Source organism: Bradyrhizobium paxllaeri (genome assembly GCF_001693515.2).
In the GTDB taxonomy this organism is placed as follows: Bacteria; Pseudomonadota; Alphaproteobacteria; order Rhizobiales; family Xanthobacteraceae; genus Bradyrhizobium; species Bradyrhizobium paxllaeri.
Genome location: NZ_CP042968.1, coordinates 5,884,827 through 5,908,545 on the forward strand (window position 1 = coordinate 5,884,827; position 23,719 = coordinate 5,908,545).

Annotated in this window: 15 protein-coding genes and 1 pseudogene; 3 read left to right on the top strand and 13 right to left on the bottom strand. The window is 59.2% G+C overall.

What is annotated here, in order from left to right; genetic code table 11:
- Window positions 1-8: 8 nt before the first annotated feature.
- From flgK to LMTR21_RS28140, 12 genes are all read right to left on the bottom strand, one after another.
- Window positions 9-1,865, bottom strand: coding sequence for a flagellar hook-associated protein FlgK (flgK, locus tag LMTR21_RS28085; RefSeq protein WP_065754436.1), 1,857 nt, complete (start codon window positions 1,863-1,865; stop codon window positions 9-11).
- 32 nt (window positions 1,866-1,897) lie between these two features.
- Window positions 1,898-3,298, bottom strand: coding sequence for a flagellar hook protein FlgE (locus LMTR21_RS28090; RefSeq protein ID WP_065754435.1), 1,401 nt, complete (start codon window positions 3,296-3,298; stop codon window positions 1,898-1,900).
- Window positions 3,299-3,502: 204 nt separating this feature from the next.
- On the bottom strand, window positions 3,503-5,203 hold the full coding sequence (locus tag LMTR21_RS28095; RefSeq protein ID WP_065754434.1) for a flagellin: 1,701 nt from the start codon (window positions 5,201-5,203) through the stop codon (window positions 3,503-3,505).
- A gap of 907 nt (window positions 5,204-6,110) precedes the next feature.
- Complete coding sequence (locus LMTR21_RS28100) at window positions 6,111-6,782, bottom strand: outer membrane protein (RefSeq protein WP_065754433.1); 672 nt, start codon at window positions 6,780-6,782, stop codon at window positions 6,111-6,113.
- A gap of 237 nt (window positions 6,783-7,019) precedes the next feature.
- A complete protein-coding gene (locus tag LMTR21_RS28105; protein ID WP_065754432.1) occupies window positions 7,020-7,226 on the bottom strand; it encodes a hypothetical protein in 207 nt (68 codons plus the stop codon).
- Window positions 7,227-7,358: 132 nt separating this feature from the next.
- Entirely contained in the window at window positions 7,359-7,703 is a 345-nt protein-coding gene (locus LMTR21_RS28110) for a DMT family transporter (RefSeq protein WP_065754431.1), read from the bottom strand.
- 33 nt (window positions 7,704-7,736) lie between these two features.
- Complete coding sequence (locus LMTR21_RS28115; protein WP_065754430.1) at window positions 7,737-10,886, bottom strand: efflux RND transporter permease subunit; 3,150 nt, start codon at window positions 10,884-10,886, stop codon at window positions 7,737-7,739.
- Between the two features lie 4 nt (window positions 10,887-10,890).
- Entirely contained in the window at window positions 10,891-12,087 is a 1,197-nt protein-coding gene (locus LMTR21_RS28120) for an efflux RND transporter periplasmic adaptor subunit (RefSeq protein WP_141688423.1), read from the bottom strand.
- 39 nt (window positions 12,088-12,126) lie between these two features.
- A complete protein-coding gene (locus LMTR21_RS28125; protein WP_065754532.1) occupies window positions 12,127-12,684 on the bottom strand; it encodes a TetR/AcrR family transcriptional regulator in 558 nt (185 codons plus the stop codon).
- A 98-nt stretch (window positions 12,685-12,782) separates the two neighbouring features.
- Entirely contained in the window at window positions 12,783-14,222 is a 1,440-nt protein-coding gene (locus tag LMTR21_RS28130; RefSeq protein WP_347339132.1) for a sensor histidine kinase, read from the bottom strand.
- Window positions 14,219-14,908: a response regulator transcription factor gene (locus tag LMTR21_RS28135; RefSeq protein WP_246175887.1), complete on the bottom strand. Its 690-nt coding sequence runs from the start codon at window positions 14,906-14,908 to the stop codon at window positions 14,219-14,221. The genes LMTR21_RS28130 and LMTR21_RS28135 overlap by 4 nt, the downstream gene beginning before the upstream one ends.
- A gap of 242 nt (window positions 14,909-15,150) precedes the next feature.
- Complete coding sequence (locus LMTR21_RS28140) at window positions 15,151-15,540, bottom strand: hypothetical protein (RefSeq protein ID WP_065754428.1); 390 nt, start codon at window positions 15,538-15,540, stop codon at window positions 15,151-15,153.
- A 580-nt stretch (window positions 15,541-16,120) separates the two neighbouring features.
- Between LMTR21_RS28140 and LMTR21_RS28145 the strand changes: the two are divergent.
- From LMTR21_RS28145 to LMTR21_RS28160, 3 genes and pseudogenes are all read left to right on the top strand, one after another.
- Window positions 16,121-17,698, top strand: a pseudogene (locus LMTR21_RS28145) (glycosyltransferase family 39 protein).
- 1,706 nt (window positions 17,699-19,404) lie between these two features.
- Complete coding sequence (locus LMTR21_RS28155; RefSeq protein ID WP_141688422.1) at window positions 19,405-20,706, top strand: hypothetical protein; 1,302 nt, start codon at window positions 19,405-19,407, stop codon at window positions 20,704-20,706.
- Between the two features lie 762 nt (window positions 20,707-21,468).
- A complete protein-coding gene (locus tag LMTR21_RS28160; RefSeq protein ID WP_084030764.1) occupies window positions 21,469-21,933 on the top strand; it encodes a DUF2147 domain-containing protein in 465 nt (154 codons plus the stop codon).
- Here the strand turns inward: LMTR21_RS28160 and LMTR21_RS28165 are convergent.
- The gene (locus LMTR21_RS28165) at window positions 21,849-23,603 is read right to left on the bottom strand and encodes an efflux transporter outer membrane subunit (protein ID WP_430642482.1); all 1,755 of its coding nucleotides are present in this window, start codon (window positions 23,601-23,603) and stop codon (window positions 21,849-21,851) included. The two genes, LMTR21_RS28160 and LMTR21_RS28165, sit on opposite strands and share 85 nt — an antisense overlap.
- Between the last annotated feature and the right edge of the window lie 116 nt (window positions 23,604-23,719).

Below are 23,719 nucleotides of genomic sequence, written 5' to 3' on the forward strand. Positions count from 1 at the left end.
GGTCACCCTCAGCTTCGGAGCAGGAGATCGAGCATCTCCTTTACGGCGGTCAGCACGCGGGCATTTGCGCTGTACGCCGTCTGCAGGGCCAGAAGGCGAGACATCTCGTCATCAACCTTGACGCTTGCGCTGGATGCGAACCGTCCCTGCGCGGCGGCCAGGACAATACTTTGCCCTTCGTTCATCTTGGTCGCGACGGCTGCAGCTGTGCCCTGCGCGACGATGACGTCTTGGGCGAAGGACGCGACGGTGGCGATGCGCGGGATCTGAGTGCCGCCGATGCCGCTCGCCGATGAGAACGTCTGCCGGGTGCTTGTCAGCGCGTCGTAGACGAATTGCGGACGCGATGGATTGGGTGAAGCCCCAGCATCACTGGCCCGCGTGAGGACCGAGGAATCGGCAGCTAACGCGCGGTTGACCGAGAAACGCTGGGCGAGCCCGATGCGTTGAGATCCGTCATCGAGCGAGCCGGTGACGAGAGTGTTGTCCGAGCCGTCAACGAACAACGGGATCCGCGGGTGGGCGCCAGAGAGGTCATTCTCCGATTTCGGTTGTGTGATCATTGCGATGACGCTCTGAATGCCCGGGCCGGAAAACGTTACCCTGCCCTGCGTGGTGCTTGTCACTGTCACGTTCGCTGCAACGACAGAGAGCGCTGCCGAGATGGCCTTGGTATAGTCTTGCGATGCTGCCGGAGCAGGCGGTATCGTGAAAGTTCGTACCAGCGCGTGGGAGTCGATGGTTTGCGTGGCGTCGACCGGCTTCGAGCCGAGCGCTGACGCCACAAGGATGACGTTACGGACCGAACCGCCTGAGCTGATCGGAATCGTGATGGTGTTGCCAGGCTTGATATTGGCGAGCTCATTGACGTTGAGATCGAAGCCGGCTCCACCCTGTGTTGCGATCGTATTTTTGTCGGTAAGCGATTGAGCCAAGCCAAAGGCAAGATCATCGAGTTGGCGCTGAACCTGCGGCAGCGCCGTGTCGCGGAGTTCCAGCCCTGCTGCGATCGATCCGGAGCGCAAGGCACCGCGGGAGCCAAGATCGATGACACTACCGCCGGGCATCGTCGCGCTGATCGTTCCGACGCCGCGCAACGACAGATTCGTCGAATATGTGGAAGTCGGGCCTAAGGTGCCACGGTTGTCGAACGACAATTCCGTCGCCGCGCCGCGATCGACCAGAGCGACGCCTGATGTCGTCATCAGGGTTACCGCTCCGTCGCGCTGCTGAACGCCGTGCACGTCGAGAAACGAGGAAAGTTGCGTAACCTTTTGATCGCGCTGATCGACGAGCGAAGCGCGATCGGAGTCATCCGACGCTGCGGCTATCTTGACGTTCAGGTTGGCGATCGAACTGAGCAGACCATTTGCTGTTCTGACGTCCGCAGCGAGACGGTTCTCGATGCCGCTGCGAAGCCCTTGTACGTTGCTCGCGATGTCGCGGATCTGCTCCGAAAGAACGGAAGCTGCGTTTAGTACCGTACTCCGCATTGCGACCGACGCCGGATTTGCAGCGAGGCCCTGAAGCGTCTGCGTAAAGGCATTTAGCCGGCCGTCGAGGGCTGCCGAGTCGCCGGGCTTGCCGAACAATCTGTCGATCTGCGAGAGGACATCCGCTTTTGACGAACTGTAAGCGGCACCCGATGTTTCCGAGCGCAATTGTTTGAGCGCAGCCTCTTCGAAAATGCGGCTCGCGGAGGCGACGGCAACGCCCGAATTGCCCGGTCCGGGCGCGAGCGTCGTCACCGTCCGTCGCACGTAACCGGCTGCGCCGGCATTGGCTACGTTTTGCGAAACGATACCGATGGCTTTCTGCGTGGCCTGCAGACCGGCTGCCGCCGTGCTAAAAGCGTTCGTCAGCATCCTAGTGCTCCCGACGCACGTGTCTTTGGAAGTTAACGCATTGCATTGAGCAACTCAGACATCATCTGCTGAGAGGTCGTCATCACCTTCACGTTCGCGCTGTACGCCTGCTGAGTTGCGATGAGCCTTGAGAATTGGCTGGCGAGATCTGAATTGGATCCCTCAATGTTGCCTCCAACGATGGTGCCGCCGTTCAGTCCGGCGATCGGCGGACCAGAGTCGCGGGTCTGCTCGTAATTGCCGCCCGAAGCAGCCCTGAGACCGTTCGGATTTGTGAAGTTCACGATGCCAGCCGTTGCGACTGGAGCGGTCATCTCGTTGGAGAAGGCGCCGATGATTGTGCCGTCCGCCGACACGGAAAGGCTCTTTAAGGTTCCGGCCGCGTAGCCATCCTGTGTCAGGGTGCTGGTCGTCGCCGTTCCGGCGGATGCAGCGTACTGGGTCAGACCGCCTGTGCCGAGGTTCATCGTGATGTCGCCGATAATCGCGCCGTCGACGGTCACTTGCGGAATCTTGACCGACGCGTTGCCGTTACGGGTTACGTTTGCGCTGGCTGGAGGCAGGAATTTGCCCGAAGAGTCGAAGGAAAAGGCGGATCCGACGTTGATCCAGTCGCTGTCCTTGGATGCGCCGGAGCTTGATGCGTAGAACAGATTCCAGATCGCATTTTTCGGCGGTGCCGATGAAGGAGCCGCGTCCTGCACCTTGGCCCAGCGCGTCGACAGTGAAACCGGAGCTCCTCCGGACGTATAGATTGCCAGCGACGGCCCCATGATGGACTTGTCGAGGAAGGCTGACACTTGCGCAGTGCCCGTGACTTTCTTGGTGAGATCCGGTGCGGACAGCGATGGGTCGGTCACGACCGCAGCCGGCACCGCATAGGGTGCTGAATCGCCGGCGGCCGACGCGGTCGTGATGGGCATCTTCGGGAGGTTGGCGGCATAATCAATCTTGGTGGTTTGCCGCCCGGGCAGGCTTGCGTTGGCAATCTTGATCAGACCAGACGACGTTATCCGGCCCGAGACGGGATCAAGATTGTTACCGAGCAGGTGGCCACCGGTGCCGTTGACGAGATAACCATCCTTGTCGATTCCGAAGTCACCGCGGCGGGTGTACAGAGACTGGCCGGCTCCAGAATCGCTGGTTCTCTGCATGACCGTGAAGAACCCTGAACCATTTATCGCCATGTTTGTGGCGACGCCCGTGGAGTTGAGTGGACCTTGCAGAGAGGTGGTGAACCTTGCTTCTGCAAGGACCGGTCCGGCCATCGCGCGCTTGGGACCTTGGTCTGTGACGAGATCGGCAAAGCTAGTATCGATGCGCTTGTAGCCCGGCGTGTGGGCGTTCGCGATGTTGCCGGAGATGTTGCCCATCGCATAGGACTGCGCGGTTAAGCCACTGATCGCGGTATTCATTGCGGCGGTGATGCTCATTGTTCTGCCTTGTCGTGGGGGGCGTAGTGGTCGCAGTCGTTCGTTGAACAGGTGGCGCCGTGAGGGTGCTTCGGTGGCGATCAGATTCGATCGCGACCGGCACCCCGCACTCAGCCGAAGGGCTTCTGACCCGTCCTGGGCCCGGTATTGTAGAAGCGCCGTTGTGAGTGCGAGGTACCGGTTCGCGCCCCGCTAGAAAGAGAGCTAGCGGAGAAGCTGCAGGATGCTCTGTTGCGACTGATTGGCCAGTGACAGAGCCGAGATCGACAACGAATTGCGGAGCGCAAGGGCCTGCTGGTTCGCGGTTTCCTCGTTCAGATCGGCTCTCGTCAGATCGGACGCGCCAGTATCGAGGATATTGACCATGTTCTTGGTGAAGCTCTGCCGATTCTGCACGATCGTCAGATTCGATCCGAACGTTGACGCTTGGCTTCGCAGATTCGAGGCTGCATTCGTCAGCTGACTTAGCGCGGCCTTGATCTCGTCGTTCGTTGCGAAGTTGCCGCTCGCTTGCGTGACCCCAAGGCCCGCAGCGTCGAACTTCACACCCTTAATCTCGAGAAAGCTCGAGTCTTTTTCATTGAATTGCAGGCGCAAGGTGTTTTCCTTGGCATCACTGCCCGAACGATGGAGCAAGTTCATGCCCTGATAGCGTGCATCCTGCGCGGTCATCGTGATCTGGTTCAGGATGTCGTTGAAGTTCTGCGCAAAGGCAGCACGCTGATTGTTGCCGTTCGCGGCGGTAGCGCCCGCCCCAGCACCTGTCTTAGCTTTGGTGGTGTCGGCGGCAATGCCGAAGCCGATATCTTTTGTGCTAGCAGAGGCCGATGTCACCGTGAGCTTCTGATCGCCGCCAGCTGTCGTGGTGCGGAGCGAAACGGTGCCGGCCGTGTTGTCGTAGGTCGCCACGACCTTGCCCGAAACGCCTGTATCGGCGTTGAGCTGCTTGTTGATGGCAGTGGCAATGTCCTGCGCCTTCAAGGTAGCCACGTTGAGCGCCGCGTCGGCAGTCCTGTTGAGGTTGATGGTTTTCGAGAGGCCGTTTCCAAGCTGTACGGTGATCGAGGCGTCGCCGCTCGTGAGATCGAAATTGCTCGCAGCGCCAAGCGCCGTGACCGCCGTTCCGGTGACGCTTGCCTTGGCTGAGCCGTCGGTTGCGTCGATGCCAGTGGTGGCCACTGTTGTGATGGCGCCCGTACCGAAGCCGACGTCGACGGTATTCGTCGCGCCGCCACCCGAGATCGTCAGCTTGGCGTCCGAACCTGCGCCGCTCGAGGTGAAGGTCAGCCTACCGTCCGTCGTCAACGAGGCGATAGCGAAGCCGCCAGCCTGAGCGAGCTGCTGGTTGATCTGACCGAGGATCTCGGTCGAGGTCACTTTGGTGATGTCCCGGGCGTTCTGAGCCAGACGGGTTCGGTCCAGCGTGATGGTGGCCGAGCTGCCGAAACCATCGGTAAGGGTAAAGACCGAAGCCGCCGAAGCTCCACTGTAATCATGTGTGCCGTCAGCCGCCGCACCCGTTCCGGATCCCAGCAGAGATTTTCCGCTCGCGGCGGCCACAACGGCCCCGGTTGCGGCCGATCCCGATGCGGTATTCTGAACAGCGAGCGCCTGTTGCGCGAAGCCCTTGGCCGCGTCGACAAGGCCCTGAATTTTGGTGATGCCCTGGTTGGCCGCCTGGATGGTCTGGATGCCGTTTCCGATGCCATCCATGAGCATGTTCAGATCGGCCGCACGAGCCGACAGGCCTTGGGCTGCGAAGTAATTGACGGGATTGTCGAGCGCCGAGTTGACCTTCTTCTGGGTCGACAGGCGGTTCTGGGTAGTTGCGAGCAGCGCCGCCGTGTCCTGCAGCGAGAGCAAGTTCTGGCGCGTGGCTGCGGATAGAGTGATGTCGGAGGGCATTGTTTGAGTCCTTCTGTTCTCATCGCTTTCATTGCGCGACAAGCAAAAGGCTAGATCTCGATAGTTTAACGCTTGGAAATATCTGGACTTTCTGCAGTATTATTGAGGGACTTACTGTCCTGTATATGGTACTTTTTGTACTTTTACTTCGAACGTCTCCATTAATACTACGAGCGCCGATCTTTGGTGAACAATGCTTAGGGGAATGGGAGTGGGCTCAGGTCGCGCGCGAGCGGATTTTCGCCAACGTGCCGCCGGTTCATGCGCCGGTGAGCAAGGCAGCAGCCCAAGCCCCTGCGGCCAGACGCTCGACGCGATATGTTTGTGGACAGTTTGAGGGGGATGATGAGCCGGAAGTCGGCTGCAAGCTCGCTGCCAACGGGAAGTCCGTTCTGTTGGGTGCGCATGCTGATTGCGGCGCGACCATCATCAATGTCAGTTCGGTGAATAGCCGAATGCCGACGCAAGCGGTCTCAGTCTGCAACTGGGTAAATCGGTGATTGTTGGCATCACCGTTGCGCGCGTGAACAGGGCCACGCAGCACGGGCGGGCGACGCCGTCGCGCCGGAAAAAACCCTGAGCGATAGGCGCGGTCTTACGGCCGAACCGGAATCGACAACGATGAACCGGACAGGGCTTATGCGTCTCGGCAACGATGCTCCATCGCCAAGGCCGTTGTTTTCTTGCGTTCGATAACCCGGTTTGCATCACTGGCGTGCGGCCAACGTGAACCGCGATCTACGATGACGATAGCTTTAATTGCTTTCAAAAGTTAAGGCGATGCAATGGGCTCGGCACCGCCAAGCGGATCATCTGCTGTCATGAGAACTCTTTGGCCGGCTGATTTGCGAAAAGCCGGCTTGCGCCGGCTTTTCATTAGGGCCGCTGGTTCCTGAGCCGATCTATCTTACTTGAAGCGGTAGTTTAAGCCTACCTTGACAGAGTGCACGTTGTTGTCGAACGAACCAGCCGTCACAAGCCCGGCCGGTGAGACAGCGACAAAGCGCGTGCTTCCAAAGTTATAATACTGGTATTCGATCTTGCTCGACCAGTTCGAGGCGAAGAGGTACTCGAAACCGGTTCCGATTGTGTAGCCACCATTCTTGTTGTCGAGAGTGAAGCTGTTCGGCCTTGCGACCCCATAAGTCGTATCCTGATATGCCCATCCGCCCTTGACATAAAGGAGGGTCGGACCTGAGACATAACCGATACGACCAGTGATGGAGCCCAGAGCGTTCCGGTCCTGCCTCAGGTTAACAGTGCTGAAACGCGCGGCCTGTGCGCCGCCGGAAAGCCAGCTGTACTGGCCTTCGACACCAACGATCCAGTTTGGTGCCAATTGATAGTCGCCGCCAACCTGAAGACCGCCAGCGAAACGAGATTTATCGAAAATCGAGCCGCCGCTGAATGCGCCGCCAAGGTGGCCGCCGACATAAAAGCCGGTCCAGCTGTAGACGGGTTCAGCCGGAAGATAAACTGGCGGTGACGACTTGGTGTAGGTTCGCCCGAGATCGGCCGCGAGCGCAGAGTTCGTGCCGAGCACCGCGAGCGCGAGTGGACCAAGCATCATCTTCTTCATCAGATTCCTCAATTCGTTAGGCCTGTGATCGTGCACTTCGGCCGCTGTGTTGCTTTCGCCCCTCCATTAGCCAATCGAACATTGCGACAACGTTACGCGAGTAGGCCCGCGGCTCGGGATAACGCCGAACGGCCAAACATACGCAAGTCCACGGGCAGGTCAGTTTTGATCGCGACCTTCAGGACTTTGATTGTGATTTGTCATCTTTGATTCCCAGCAATGAGAGCGTGCCGGTTTTCACCTGCGGATCGAATGAATCGAAGGACAAAAGATGCCGCCGATCACTTCATCCTCGACGATGATTTTGTAAGCTGCGCCACGTTCACCGAAAAACTGAGGATCCGGATGATGGTCTTCCTCATCATCTTCTTCCGGAGGTTCTTCTTCAGCGGAATGGTATGCATTGTATGTCGCGGTCAACGCACCTTCTGCGATCGCTTCCACAGCGGGGATCGTCCTCTCTGAGTTCCACGATCACGACACTTCCTAACTTTAATTGTTTCAAACCTTGCGTTCCCAAAGCAGAAAATTCGCTGTGGACCTCGTCCTGCCTCACGAAGAGGGAGCGCGCAACCTTCAGTGCCCGACAGCATTCGACAGCAAGTTCAAGATGGCCACACCGGCCACGATCAGCCCAATCCCCACACAGGCCCACAGATCGAGCGCCTGCCGGAAGACAACAACACCGACGATGGCCGTCAGCACGATACCCAGCCCCGCCCAGATCGCATAGGCCACACCGAGCGGAATCATCTTCAACGCCACGGAGAGCAAGTAGAACGAGGTGAGGTAGCAGAGCCCCATGGCGACCGTCGGGACCAGCTTGGTGAACCCGTCGGATCTCAGCAGGAAAGCGGATCCCGTGACCTCGCAAATGATGGCCAGCGCGAGAGCGCCATGTGCGACAAGGGCGGGATTCATGATCGCTCCTATGAGATGTGGCCGAGCTGGACGCTACGCTTTAGATGGCTTCGCAAGCGAAGCCTCGACTGCCGCGCCATCATTCGTCGTCGGCCTCCTGGTCCGCAGCACCCGCAGAACGAAAACGAAGAAGGCAGGGACAAAGAAGATCGCAAGAACCGTCGCCGAGATCATGCCGCCGAGGACGCCCGTACCGATGGCGTTCTGGCTAGCCGCGCTCGCGCCCGATGCGATGGCGAGCGGCACGACGCCGAGCGTGAAGGTGAGCGAGGTCATGATGATCGGCCGGAAGCGGATGCGAGCCGCGTCGACCGCGGCGTCAGCGAGCGATCTGCCTTCCGCGTAGTAGTCCTTGGCGAATTCCACGATCAGAATGGCGTTCTTCGCCGACAGGCCTATGATAGCGATCAGCCCGACCTTGAAGTAGAGGTCGTTCGGCATTCCTCGGAGCATCACGGCCAACACGCAGCCTATCACGCCGAGCGGCACGACGAGCATGACGGAGAGAGGGATCGACCAGCTTTCGTAGAGGCCGGCGAGCAGCAGGAAGACGAAAAGAATGCTGAGGCCGAATAGAATTGGCGCCTGCGATCCCGATTTGATCTCTTCAAGCGACTGACCGGTCCATTCGAAACCGATACCGTTCGGCAGCTCCGAAGCAAGGCGCTCCATCTCGGCGATCGCCGCACCCGACGAATGACCTGGAGCCGGTTCGCCAGCGATGCGCACTGTCGGATATCCGTTGTAGCCGACGATCTGCGGCGATCCCTTCTGCCACTGAGCCATGGCAAATGAGGACAGGGGCACCATGCCGCCGCCCGCATTGCGGACGTTGAGCTTCAGAAGATCTTCCACCCGCAGGCGACCATGGTCCCGAGCTTGGATGATGACCCGCTGCATGCGGCCGGCGTTCGGGAAATCGTTGATGTAAGACGATCCGAGATTGGCCGTGATGGTGTTGTTGATATCGGCGAAGGTCACGCCGAACGTGTTGGCTTTCTCGCGATCGATAACGAGCAGAACCTGCGCCGCATCCGACAATCCTTCGATGCGAAGGCCCGCGAGCAGCGGGCTCTTGCCGGCCTTCTCCATCAACGCCGCCGCCGCTTCCGTAAGCGCCACCTGCCCCAGGCCATTGCGATCCTGAAGCCGGAAGGCGAAGCCGCCGGTCGTGCCGAAGCCCTCGATCGGCGGCGGCGAGAGCGCGAAACTGGTGGCGTCCTTTAGTGCAAACAGTTGCGCGTTGGCGCGATCGGCAATCTCTTGGGCGGATTGGCCCGCGCCCCGCTCGCTCCAGTTCTTGAGAGTGACGAACATCAAAGCGGCGTTCGCGCCGTTGCCCGAGAAGCTGAAGCCCTGAATAGCCACGATATCGCTTATGGCCGGCTCCGCCTTGAAGATCTCCTCGATCTGCTTGATCGATGCCAGGGTCCGGTTGGCGCTGGCTTCGGGCGGGCCCTGGATGTCAACAATCAGATAACCCTGGTCCTCGTTCGGAAGAAAGGCGGTTGGAAGGCTGACGAAAAAGTAGCCGAGGCCGATAACTAGGGCGAGATAGATCACCATCATGCGTCCGGCCCGCCGCACGATGCCGACGGCAGCGCTGGTGTAGCGGTTGGTCAATGCTTCGAATTTGCGGTTGAACCAGCCGCCAATTCCCCGCTTCTGGTGGTGGCCATGCTTGATCGGCTTAAGGAAGGTCGCGCAAAGCGCTGGCGTCAGCGACAGTGCCAGAAATGCAGAGAACAGGATCGAGACGACCATGGTCAGGCTGAACTGGCGATAGATGATGCCCGTCGAACCGGGGAAGAACGCCATCGGGACGAAAACGGAGGAAAGAACGAGCGTGATCCCGAGGATGGCGCCCGTTATCTGGTTCATGGCCTTCTTGGTGGCGTCCTTCGGTGAAAGTCCCTCCTCCGCCATGATGCGCTCGACGTTCTCAACGACGACGATGGCGTCATCGACAAGGATGCCGATCGCCAGCACCATCGCGAACATGGTCAGAACATTGATCGAAAAGCCGGCCGCCAGCATCACCGCGCCGGTGCCCAACAATGCGATCGGCACGACCAGCGTCGGGATCAGCGTGTAGCGGAAGTTCTGCAGGAAGACGAACATCACCGCGAAGACGAGCACGACCGCTTCGAGCAGCGTTTCCAGCACCTTCTCGATCGATGCGGACACGAAGGGACTGGTGTCGTAAGGCACCGAATATTTGACGCCCGGAGGGAAGAATCGCGACAGTTGCTCGAGCTTAGCCTTGACGGCACGTGACGTCGCGACCGCATTGCCGGTTGAGGAAAGCTGAATGCCGACGGCCGCACTCGGTTGGCCGTTCAGGCGGCTGGAAAAGTTGTAGTTCTCCGCGCCGAGTTCCAGGCGGGCGACGTCCTTGAGCCGAACCGTGCTGCCGTCCGGGTTTGCCCGCAGCACGATGTTGCCGAATTCTTCTGTGTTCGCGAGTTGCCCCTTGACGAGAACGGTCGCTGTCAGATCGGTCGTGACGGGATTCGGCGACGCGCCGATCTGTCCAGCCGCGACCTGGGCATTCTGTGCCGAGATGGCGGCGTTGACGTCGGCGGCGGCCAGTCGGAGACCGACCATCTTGTCTGGATCGATCCAAACGCGCATCGCGCGTTGAGCGGCGAACAACTGCGCGCGTCCCACTCCGCCAAGACGACGGAGTTCGCCAAGCACGTTGCGATTCAAGTAATCGCCGAGCGCAACTTCATCGAGCTTACCGTCGGTGGACGTGAGCGACACGATCATAAGGAAGCCGGCAGAGGCCTCTTCCACGGTCACACCCTGCGCGGCCACCGCCGCTGGCAATCGCGATTGAATCCGCCGGAGCCTGTTTTGCACGTCGACGGACGCCTGCTCGATGCTCGTGCCGGCCTCGAAAGATACGTTGATGCTGATCGATCCCGACGTGTCCGACGTCGATTCGAAATACATCAACCTGGCGGCACCATTTAGTTCCTCCTCGATCAGGCGTGTGACACCCTGATAGATTTCCTGCGGCGAGGCCCCCGGATACGACGTCGAAATCGTCAGTTGCGGCGGGGCGACCTTGGGATACTGCGCCACCGGCAGGAGCGGAATCGAGATGGCACCGGCAATGGTGATGAACAGGGCAAAGACCCAGGCAAGCACCGGCCGCCTGATGAAAAACTGAGCCATCGAATTACCTCGCCTGGCTGTTCGGCTGGTTTGCGGTGATCCCCGCCTCCCGATCCGTGAGCTTCCACGGCTCCGGGACAACTTTGCCGCCCGACCGGACCTTCTGCACGCCATCGACGACGACCCGTTCGCCCTCCTTCAGGCCGGACTTGACGACCCATTCCGAGCTGAGTGCCTGCCCAAGTTCGATGTCCCGCGTCTCTGCAATCCCGCCTTCCGATACGAAGTAGACCTGCGCCCTGCCGTCGCGTGCCCGGATCACCGCACGCTGGGGTATCGTGATTGCGCCCTCGCGAACGGCCTGCGCAATGCGCACACGAACATACATGCCCGGTAGCAGATCATGTTTCGGGTTCGGGAATTCCGCGCGCAGGGTCACCTGCCCCGTGGTGGAATCGACGCTAGCGCTGGCAAACAGCAACCGCCCCGCCTTCGGGTAGAGGCTGCCGTCGTCGAAAACGAGTTCGACCGGAGCCTCTCCCGGCGCCGGGCTGGCGAGCTTGCCTTCCTCGACGGCGCGCTTGAGTGCCAACAGATCCTGCGCCGACTGCATGAAGTCGACATAGACGGAATCCACCTGTTGGATCAGCGCCAGATTCTGGGTTCCGTCGGCAGTGACAAGCGCGCCCTCGGTGACGAGGGCGCCACCGATGAGGCCACTGATTGGAGCGCGGACTTCCGTGTAATCGAGATTTATCTTTGCTTCCGCGAGCGCGGCTTCGGCCGATGCGACGTCGGCATCGGACTGGGCAAGGGTCGCGGTTGCCGCATCGAGGTTCACGCCGCTGGTGGCGTCGCGCTCGTGAAGGGTCTTCTGCCGCTCGAACTGCTGTTTAGCATTTTGCTGAACCGCCCTGGCTCGCCGCAGCGAGGCTTCGGCGCTTGCCACACGCACCCGGAAGAGCTTCGGATCGATGCGGTAAAGGATGTCGCCCTCGTTGATGGGCGTACCCTGCCTGAACACGCGCTCCTGAAGGATTCCGGAAACACGCGCACGAACCTCTGAGATGCGCGTCGCTGCAACGCGGCCCGGAAGCTCGCTCACGACCGGAACTGGACGCGCTTTGAGTTCGATCACACCGACGGCGGGAGGAGGTAGCTCCGCGCCTTGCTGCGCGGCAACCCCATCGATTCCCAAGGCAAGGAACGCCATTGCCATCAGATACGTTCTCGCACGCGGCGAAAGCCCGCTGCTGTACATTTTCATCTTCCTTGAGTGTCGAACAATTGTGGGGCGGTATCAGCTTTCGTCGGAATAGGACGCATAGATCGCCCTGATGCCCGCGAGGATTTCGGATCGCTCGGCTGCGCCCCATTGGTGGAAGCCGAAGAGTTCGGTGCAGTAAAAGCCCGTTAGCGCCAGGTAGGCCATCAGTGCCGCCTTGGGCCGCTCGCCCTTCGCCATCGCGCGGAGGTCCATAAGTGTCCAGTCGCGCATCTGTTGCTGGACCTTCGCCTCGCTCGACATCGCGGCGCTGATCGCAAGCGCCACCGCCTTGTCCCGATCGTCGGGAATCTGCTCGGCGACCGCGATCCGGCCGAACAGTTCGGGATGCGGCGTCCCGGCGCTTTCCGCCACCGCCGTATCGATGCGCTCAAGCTCCGCCTTCACGCGGCGGTCGATCAAGGCCTCCAACAGCGCGCTCTTCGACCCGTGGTCGTAAACGACCCGCGATTTGCTCACGCCGGCCTCTTGGGCGACCGCATCGATCGAAAGCCCCGCCGCCCCGAGATGGACAACCACCCGCTCGGCAGCATCGAGAATGTCGTCGGTCGTGATTTTGCGCGTTCTGGACAATTTGTTCCTCACTGGCGACCAATAATATACGAACGTTCGGACTTTAATGCAACCCTGGACGCTCATACCCAGTTCCTCAAGCAGCCGAGACTGGATCGTTAGTCCGTGCTTCTGGCATGGTCTGAACGACCTTCTCCGAGTTGGCTGAAGGCAAACTTGCCTGACGGCAAGCAATGGGAAAATTCAGCTCGACGGTCGTCCCGCCTCCCGGCGTCTGACAGAGAGAGACTGCCGTTGTGTGTGAGCATCACCTGGGAAACAATCGAAAGCCCAAGTCCCATGCCTTCGGCTCGCGTGTTTCCACGCTTAAATGGTTCGAGCAAAAGGTCGGGCTGACTGAGTTGCAGACCCGGTCCAGAGTCGATCACACTGAGACGCCCAGACGGCCCTACTTTGACGAGAATGGGACCGCTGGCCCCTGCATGACGCACAGCATTCCGAATGAGGTTCGAAAGCGCAATCGCGATAGCTGCCTCCGACCCGCGTATCCAGACCGGGCAGCCCGGCTCGGTGAACCCAATATTGATCCCGCTCTTCAGTGCCATCGGGACGTGCTCGGCCGTAACTCTTCGTGCAAACGCGACGAGATCTACTTCGGTGAGCTCGGCGGACTCAATGGAGATGCGCGCCAACTGGAGTAGCATGGTGACGATCGATGATAATTTCTGGTTCTCGGCAACCAGTTTGGCGCGCAGCTCAGGATCCTGGACTTGCTCAAGCGTGGTGCGCGCATTGGTAAGCGGCGTTCGGAGTTCATGCGCCGCGTTGGACAAGAAATTTCGTTGAGCCTTCGAAGCAACGTCAATGCGCGACAGCGCTCGATTGAATGCCTTCACCAGCGGCAACAATTCGGCTGGAGCATCCTGTTCCGGAAGCCGACGACCGTTCGGCACTCCATCGATCTTCTCGGCGGCTATTGCGACAGCGCGGACCGGACGCGCAATGAGTGTCGGGACGAAGACCAAGGCTGTGAATGCCGTCGCAACCAGGACAAACAATACTGGGAACGCGACAAGCGTCGCGTCGGTGAGCGTTCCGACCGTAAGCTGCGTTGCGGTATAAGCGACACCTCCTGTTTCGATCCAAACCTCGCCTACGGACGTATTTCTGACGGCAGCCATCTTCTTGAGATTTAGATTTTTGGTCTGCCCGTCAATCGCATAGGCAATGAAACTCGTCCCTTGCTGCGACATCGGCGTCTTCTGGGGACGCCACTTCGGCACTGGGCCATAACTGACCTCTGCACTCTTGTCGGACACGACATACCAGAACGTTGGGAAGTCGCGGATAATCTGATCGAGTCGCGGGGTCCGTTTGACAATCAACTGACCTTCCGGGTTTCGCGCAACCGCCGCCTTCAATGCGTCGGCCACATCGGCAGCTCCCCACGTGCCGTCATCGTCACCGCCAAATCGAATCAACAGAGCGGTAGCGCAGATCAGCATGATGCTGGTGACCACTCCGATGAGAGTCGCAGATAAAACGGCGATCGAGCGGTGAATACGTCTAAGTTTTTTGCCACACTTCAAGATCATCATTCGCCACTCAGCAGATATCCGAGACCTCGGACGGGTCGGATGGCTACCCTGCAATTGGCTTGGCGAAGGCGACGGCGCAGCCGGGAGACATGGGCCTCAATTGCGTTCGATTGGATCTCGTCCTCAAACCCATAGGTCGCTGCTTCAAGAGTTTCGCGCAAAACGACGCGTCCGCTGCGCCGAACCATGGCCTCAAGGATCGCCAGTTCGCGCCGCGGGACCACAATTGGACTCTGATCGATGCTGACCGTGCGGTTGACGATGTCGTAACTCAAATTTCCGATGCTAACCACTGCACCCCTATCGAGAAAGAGACGTCGCAGCACTGCCTTCGCCCTAGCAACCAGTTCGATCGGTTCGAACGGCTTGGCGATGTAATCATCTGCGCCCTCATCGAGCGCGCGCGCGATATCGATCGGATCGTCGAGTGCAGTCAACACAAGCGTTGCCGGGCTCGGCTTCTGTTGCCTCAGGTCGGGCAGCAACGCCAATCCATCGCCGTCCGGAAGCCCCCGATCGATCACGACAAGTTCGAAATTCCGCACGGCCACTGCGGCTCGGCCCTCGTCCAGCGTTGTGACCATATCGGACGAGCCAAGAGCCGTCGCGAGCGCATCCCGATGCCACGGCCCCAGCTGCGGATCGTCCTCCACGACCAAAACTCGCACCACAGTCTCCTGAATCATTTGCATCCGCGCTCCAATCATTACTGGCAGGTTACAATAGGATTACGGCCAGCGCGCAAGAGCTACATTATTTTAACTATTTGATATCAAATAACATTCAGCGCGCCTCTTAAGATGCCTGACGAGTGTTCACCTGCGCTAGCGTTGGGTCCAAGAATTTTGTTCACACTGCTGATCGGGTCGAAGCAACCGGATGCCGACTTCACGGTTGCACGCAATCCGCCGATCCGCTTGAAGACGGCTCACATTTGTTCGGATCCATGCGCGAATGTCTCTTCGGCCCGCCAATCAAGACCCAGCCTCCGAGCCTCATCACTGGGCATCGCAGAGCAAAGGACACGCTCCAGTTCACCGACAGCATCAAGAGCGCGCTTTCGCCGTTCCTGGACAAGGCTAGTTTCTTCCAAACCGGGAAGGTCATCTTGGCTCAGTGCGTCGAACAGCTCGTAGATTGCAGTGACCGCATTCCTTCCGACACGTTCCACTTCATCGGTCGGGCCAATCAGCGAGAGCAAATGCCGAAGCTGGGTGCAAATACAGGCCCGACCAAAACCCAACCGCATGATGCGGACGCGCGACACTTCTTCACGCAGCAGGTCGACGTGCATACCCAGCATGCGGGGGACGTTCATCGTGGACACTCCAGAGTGCGATTGCTAGGTCCACCAGTCTGCTCAGAGTGACCTGCTCTTCGTGACGACCAGATCGGTCGGCTCGTTTGCGTGATGTCGAAACCGGCATCCGTCAACGTGAATAGCCTCGGCTCTACCATCCTCTTCAACTTCCGATGGACACTCATTTGAGTGGTTTCTCCGCCGCCGTGATTGCAGTCGTATTACGTCGGGATCATCAGCCGCTGTAAGCATGCCGAGCTTACACGCTGGTCGCTCGCGGGCACGATGCCCGTGACGATTGCCGACTGCGAGTGTCAGGCTATCGTAATGGTCCCCACCAACATCTTGTCGATCTTGCTGCCGGGACGAGGGTTGTCCGGCGTATAGCTGGGGCCGGCACATGATCGAGATCGAAACGTCGGGCAAGGATGTTCATTCCGCCCACTCGCCAGGATCTGTGTGCGCGCCGACTCGCCGCGCACGGCGCAAAAACGATATTGGGTCGATCGGAGCACGGCTCGCCTCGATTGTTATTCAAATTCTCGGCAAATCGCGCTTCCCACTAAACGACTTGCCGCCGGATTTTTCGTTTTCGGCCATGGCCAAACGGTCGGATCGCTGCCCGGCGCCGTGGCGCCGCCCTTTCATCCGGTGGCTCGAGGGAGTTGAAGAGGGATGGTCCGTGCCATTTCTGCTCGTCCTGTTCGTGGCAATTTGGACGACGTACCTGTCGATCAGCTATCTTGGAGCCGGCCTGCATCCCGATGTGCTGGAAACCTGGTCGCTTGGACGACACTTCGCGTGGGGTTATCCCAAGCATCCGCCGCTGATGGGATGGGTCACCGGGACTTGGACTTCCATTTTTCCTCTGACCGATTTGTCGTTGCACCTGATGGCGATGACCAATGCGGCCGTGGCGCTTTGGTTTGTTGACCTGATTTCAAAGCGATTTGTGAATGGGGACAAGCGAGTGCTCGTACTGCTTCTGCTGATGCTGACGCCCGCCTACCAGTTTCACGCGCAACGCTTTAATGCCAACGCGGTGCTGTTGGCGATATGGCCCCTTGCCACATACTGTTTTCTCCGCGCTTTTGAGACGAGAGCGACACTCTGGGCGATTGCTGCGGGGTTCACGGCCGCCTTGGCGATGTTGGGAAAATACTACTCAATCTTCCTCGTCGCGAGCTATGCACTTGCGGCGATTGCCCATCCGCTAGGGAGGGCCTATTTCGCTTCCGCCTCACCTTGGATCTCCGCCGGCGTCGGGCTGGTTACCCTATCGCCGCATCTTCACTGGCTCGCCACGACAGGTGCCGCGCCCTTCCATCATGCGTTAACGCATGCCACCGCCGACGTATCGACATCGTCCCGCGATTCCATCTCCTTCGTGATGGGGCTTGCAGCGGCAATGAGCGTATCCGCCATAACCTGGATAACGATTGCCGGTTACCGGATAAGACGTTTCTCACGAGACTTCGCTGCGATGAACTCAAGCCTCAAGCTCCTTTATTGCATCGCAATTGGTACGATTGTGCTGCCCGTTATCACTTCGCTGCTCATGGGTACCGACTTGCCGTCCTTGTGGGCATTGCAGGGATTGTTTCTGTTTATCGTGCCCGTCGTGTGCGGCACGAGCTATCGGATAGAACGCTTCTATACGGTAAATGCAATTGTCCTCGTTTCCGGTATCGCCATTGTAGCGGTCGTAATCGCGGCGCCGATCCACGCCCTCTATCGCAACAGCTATGGTTATGAAGAAGGCCGAAGCTTCTATCATCAAGCAGCAAACGAGCTTGCTCACCAGTGGCACGAACGGACGGGAGCTTCACTCCCAGTCGTCGGAGGCAATGACAGCCTTGGGATGGCAACTGCGTTTTACAGCCCCGATCATCCGCATTAGGGGCAGCCCTTCGCACATCTGTACAATTTGCAATTGCCTCCCAAGACAACGGTCGAGCGAGGCTGGGCGGCACTTTGCTTTCGCGACCAAGTTGATTGCATCGATGCGATGAGGCGACTGGCGATCCAAGCCGGAGACCTCGTCGAGCGCGAGTTTGCGCTTCAATCGAAACTGTTCGGTTTGCCAGGCATCAAACGAAATGTCGTTGTATTCATGGTAACGCCGCACCAGTCAACGCGCAGCGCCATTCCGAACTCGGCCCGGGAGTTGGATTGACGCTAGAACGCAGGTGAGCAGACGCCCTCTCGACCGCGACATTGGCCTTTGCGTAAGGCATGGACGATCTGCTGCGTATGCGCGCACCGTATGATTTTAAGTTCTTGTTGAATGCCGCGCTTTGAGTTCGGTAACGCTCGATTTGCGGCGGTTGCCGGCATCCGTAACCAGGACCATTCAGAACTCGATCGCGCGTCGAACATTTCGAACAGCACAAATAATCGATCCAGCCGTCAGCATGCAGCCTCACGCATTCAGATCGTACCGCATAACCGGTCGTTCCAGAGTTGGCGAGGCAACCAGCTTGAATCCTGCACGCTTGAATGTCGAGACATGACCGGTACTCGAGGTGCTCAGCGATTTGCTCGCCTCAATAGGATAGGCTTCGACCGCGGGAGCTTGCGCCCGTTTTGCCATTTCCAATGCAGCTGCGATCAGCGCGGCGTGACACGTGCTTGCGCCATCCATTGCGAACGTAGAAGCACGAGATCGACCAAATAGCGGCATCGTCAGTGCATATGAGCCGCCATGTGCGGTCAATCCAAGGAAGGGAGATGCGTGGTGCGATCTGGCAGCCCCCACCGCCATAGCGCCATCGAAAGCGAGCAGGCCGCGTGCTGGTCCCTGGTCGGCATCTCCTTTGAACGCCTTCCTGTTGTGGTCCGGCGGTCGCCTTCGGTAAGCACTGCCAATGCGCTACGATATGCACCAGCATCCGCCTTTTGCTCCGTTCTGACCGAACAGGTCTTCCAGCGCCGGCCAAAGATCGGTCGCGAGGGGCCGAATGATAAATTCTTGCAGTATACAAGCCTCCTCTGACGGTACGGTTGCGAGTATCCTTATTGATTATTCAGTCCTGCGCTGGAGATTTGCTGGGTCGCCAAACAGGGATTCCCACAACGATGAGAAGGATGTTCCGAGCACAGATCCCTCGGTGCGATCCGCCCCTTCTCACCACCAACTCCCGCATTCACTGCGATACCTGCGGCAATTTCCTTCTCCAACCTCGCCGCGTTCTTCCTTGTAGACGCAGGCATGGCGTAAGCGCTCACAGTACGAGGTGCGTCCGCCACACTCGCTACGATATCGACGGCAATTCCCCTCTCCGGTTTCGCCGAGCTCTTCCTTGTACATGCATGCATTCCGCAAGTGCTGGCAGTACCGGCTATCGGATACTTCCACGACAAGCCCCATGGGAGCATCAAGCCCCTGCACTTGGCGGCCCATCGTCGGTGCGGCTGACGGCGCCTCCAGTCCGGCGACTGCAACACCGACGATCGCGAGTAAGCCAAGGGCTCGGTTCCGCATAATCTCTCCATTCCGCTTTTCATAGGCTGAAGGCCGCGCCGCTTAACGCCTTCGGACGCGGCGCACGAAGGTGCTGCTCCGAGCTAACTCTCATTGATTGCAGCAACGTTACATTCAGCTTCCCCCAAGGGCCGAGAGCTCGTTCGGTTTCGCGAGATCGCGCCGCCGAACATGTAATTGCGGCAATTCTTGGGATGACAGTTCGGACGCACTCGGTCCCCCCCCCGCGCGCTTAGCGACATCTGTAATACTTCGGTAACCCCGAGAGACGACGCAACCGCCTCACTGCTCGACAACGCGCATCTGCGCAATGTCGCGAACCAGCAAACAGTGGAGCTGTGCCCGATGACCTCTAAGACTAGCCGCTTCATCATCTTGTTAGTCTCATCGTGGCGATGATGGCCGACGTTACAGTTCTCTCGATGGCGGGCCGCGCGCAAACCGCGCCGAGGGACCGCCAAGCGAACGCCGAAATCCTGCTTGTGAATATGCGCCGCGCTCTGGCGACGGTCCTTGTCGCCTATAAGGCGCCAGAAACGGCAAAATCGCATGCTGGCGCGATCGTTCTCAACGGAACCAAAGAAGCAGCGCTCGAAATCGATCGGCTGACGTCGGTGCTGGCCTCTCGGCAACCGCGCGCGATTTCGGAGGCGACACGCAAGACCGCCGAAGCAATCGGTAGACTCGATGGTATCTTTCGTATGGCTGGCACCACCGATCCGCGTGCCGCGGAAGGTATGCGGGCCCTGTCGGCGAACTGGGCGACTTACACCGCCCGCTATGCGCTGGCGCGGCCGGCGCAATCTAAGGCGAAGGCCAACCCCGCCCAGGTCGCCGAAGTTCGGAGTAACGTTGCACGCCTGCGAAGCGAGGTCCAAAATCTACGCACCAAAGTTCGCGGCAACGCTGCCGTAACGCGCGATCTCGACGCGCTCTACGCCCGCATCGATCGATTGGAGCAACGCCGGATTACGGAAGAGACATATCATTCGACTTTGGTGGCGTTGTCGGCCATCAACGGCGTGTTCGTCGGTTATGAGGTGGTGTCTCGCGTCTACTATCCGGATGTCTATGTGATCCTGCATGATTGCCGCGAACAGTTTGCCTATTATCAGGGTTATTGGGATGGCTACTATGATGCATATTATGAAAGCTTGCCGGCAACCTACTACGAAGCTCCTTTCGAAGCGCCGGATGCTACGGTCGTCAACGTCGACGTGACGATCAATCAGCAGGTCGAAAACTACACGACGCAAAACATCGACGTCTTCGTCCAGGAAACCGGAGCTGCTGAAGCGGCATTTGAAGTCACGCCGGCGGCGCAGGACATTCCAGAGCGCTCAGCCACCACCGGCATGGAGCATGCTCCGGACGCAGCAGAACTTGCCGAGACCGTGAAGCCAAATGCGGAAACGTTGCGGACGCTTGAGGTCGACGGGGCGGTTTCCGAGGCGCCTCGGTCGGCTGCCGACCGCTCTGTACCTGCCGATGCCGACGCGACGGCGCAGCCTGTTCCACAGTCGCCCGGCGCAACGCCAGCGGGACGCGATAACGATGAAAAAGAGTCTTCCGCCGCGCCGGCAACAGCGCCCGCGCAGATCAAGCCCGGAGTGAAACCTGCAACGAAAAACGAGGGCGATTCCGACGCTTCGGATCCAAAGATCCAAACTCCTGCCATCCAACCGATAGAACCCGTCTAGCCCCGCCAAGACCCTGCTGCGCCTACTGAGTATGGTGAAAATGAAAGCCATGATGGTGACGAGGCACCGCAATAACTTCACCACTTGAGCCGGGAGGACAAGGCCTTGCAGGCCAATGCGCCCGCTCGGTACCAATCCAGGACCTTCGTCAGGGCCCGACGCTGTAGATCGAGCGGCGCGGAAGCAGAGTGCTGGCAAGCAGCGATCGATTCCCTTTGGATGAACGCAAGATCGAAGGATGCGAACCGAATTGTGCGCGAGATCTTATCGCACACAGCGAACCACGCATCCGTTGGGTCGCGGGCGCAAAGTCGAATCTCTTGAGAAGTTCCTTCCACAAAGCCGACGCGATGTCGCACCGCGAAGGCGCTTCCAGTTTGAAGAAACGATTGGTGCAATCGGCTCTGATCGCTTCAGCCGCGGCATTCGGTCGCTTCCAGCTATTGCACGTCCGTTCGGCTCGAGCTCGCGAGCAGCGCTAACGCAATTCAAGCAGCGCCTTTTCTGACATGGTCGCGGACATCGGCTCAATCAGCGTGATGCACTTTGCTTCCGACCAGGCATTTGGCTGGATCCGAAACGCCCTCAACGTTTGAGAGACCTAGATTGGTTCGGGCTCTCTGAGTTCGGCTTCCGCCAAACCGCATACGTAAGGCTATTGCAATATCAGACCATATGGTCAGCCAGTCCGCTTGACCATGCGAGAAACCGGCGCACGGACAGGTTCGGGATCGATCACATCACACTCAAGGTTTACCAACGATGCAACATGGCCTTCGCTCATCACTAACTTCTACGTCTGCTTTCATTGCCGCCCTCGTCTTTGCGTGCAGTAGCTCAGTTAGCTTGGCTGGATCGACTGTCGATCCCGCCGGTATTTGGCTGACCCAGGCTGGCGATGCCAAGGTACATGTGAGCCGGTGTGGGCAAGCTATCTGTGGTCGGGTGGTTTGGCTGAAGCAACCGATCGACGGCGCCACAGGTAAACCTCAGACGGATGACAAGAACCCAGATCCATCCTTGAAGAAGCGTCCGATTATTGGTCTTCAGCTCTTCGCGGATATGCGTCCCGCTAAAGCAAATACGTGGTCGGGTCGCATTTACAACGCGGATTCCGGCCAGACTTACGCCAGCACCGTGACTCAGCTTGATCCTGCACGCCTGGAAGTACGTGGCTGCGTTGGAGCTCTCTGCGGAAGCGAGTTGTGGACGCGGACATCACGATAGTTAATACTCGACGAACTTCCCCCGCCCCTGCCGTGCAGATCGCGACGAGAATCGTTCCACGGCAGGGGAACGTGCGGTGCTGTATTTCCATCGATGATTTCTGGGCGAGAAACGTCGAGCATACCGTCCCAGCCGCCGCCGAGTGCCTTATGGAGCGCGATATAGTCTGTCGCGATGGCAATTCGGGTTTGAATTAGAGCTTCCTCTGCTCCGTAAAGCGAGCGTTGAGCATCGAGAACATTCAGGAAGCTCGCGGAGCCGCCTTGATAAAGCGATCGCGACAGCGTTGCTGCTTCACGATATGATGTAACCGACGCGGCCAGCTTTTCGCCTCTAATTCGGCCCTTCACGAGCGCTAGAATTGCGTTCTCTACTTCTTCGAGCGCTGTCAGCACGATGCTTCGGTAGGCGAGGAATTGTTGGTCTCGCCGCGCTCCGGCGACATCCACAGCGGCTGCCAACCTGCCGGCATTGAAAATCGGTACGGTCAACGTTGGACCGAACGACCAGCCGATTGACGAGTTCTTACCCAGATCGCCGATCTTCGTTCCGGACGTGATAATGTTTCCGGTGAGGCTGACGTTCGGATATCGCGCAGCTTCCGCTTGGCCGATCCGCGCTGTCGCCTCCGCAAGTTGACGCTCGGCAAGACGGACGTCTGGTCGGGACGACAGAATGTCGGCTGGTACGCCAGTCGCGATCGGCAGCCGTGGCGAAGGGATTGGAGCGCCCCCTCTTAGTAGGCCGACGACAGCCGCAGGCTCTCTCCCGATTAATACCCCGAGCCGATTTAGAGCGTTTGCGTGTAGTATCTCGATCGCAGGAATATTCGCCTCGGTGCTGCTCGCCAAGCCTTCCGCATTTGACAGATCAACGGCCGAGACAGCCCCAGCCGCGAACCTAGTCTGGGTCAGCGCGGCGGTTTCGCGTTGCGCCTGCGCGGTCCTGCGCGCCAACGCGATTCGGGCTTCATGTCCGCGGGCGTTCACATAGGCCGTGGCGACGTCGCCGATAAGGGTCAACAGGGCGGCATCAAGCTGCTTCTCGGCCGCTTCCATGCCATACCAGGCGGCCTCTGCGTTTCGCCGATTTGCCCCGAACAGGTCGAGTTCCCAACTTGCATCGAAGCCAACCCGAAAAAAATTACCAGTCTGATCGACGCCACCCGCGCTGTTGCCTGGCGTGGCCTCCAGCGAGGGAACGTTAGGAGGACTCACGGCTACGTCACCAGTGCTGCTTCGGGTCGCCGCGGCCCTGCCACTGATCGTCGGCAACAGACCGGCGACGATTTGCCGGTAGCTGGCGCGCGATTCTCGAACACGCGCCATCGCTGTTGCGACATTGAGATTGCCTGCGACTGCTTCATCAATCAGTGCGTTCAACACTGGATCGCGCAAACGCCGCCACCATTCTTTCAGATGAGTCGGCGCAGTCGGCCGCGCATGCTTTCTATTGCTCCAATGCGCTGGAACCTCGAGCTGCGGCGGGACGTAGTCCGGACCTACCGCACAACCGACGAGCGACAGGGTGCAGACCGCGGCCAGAACGAGGGAGCCAGCACAATACCTTCGGCGGTTGCCAGGATCCGATGATGTCGTCGCTCCTACCGGAGCGCCCCGTTCCATCAGTCCCGCCGTCACTTTGCCAGCGATACGTTTGCAGCTGTTCATCGGTGCATGGGCGGCGGAGCCCGCCGCAGTTGCAGAGCGCGATTGCGCCAGCGCGCGACTCGTCGGACGAAGCCAATAATGAAGGTGAAGAACTGAGGCATTCGTTCCGATTCTCT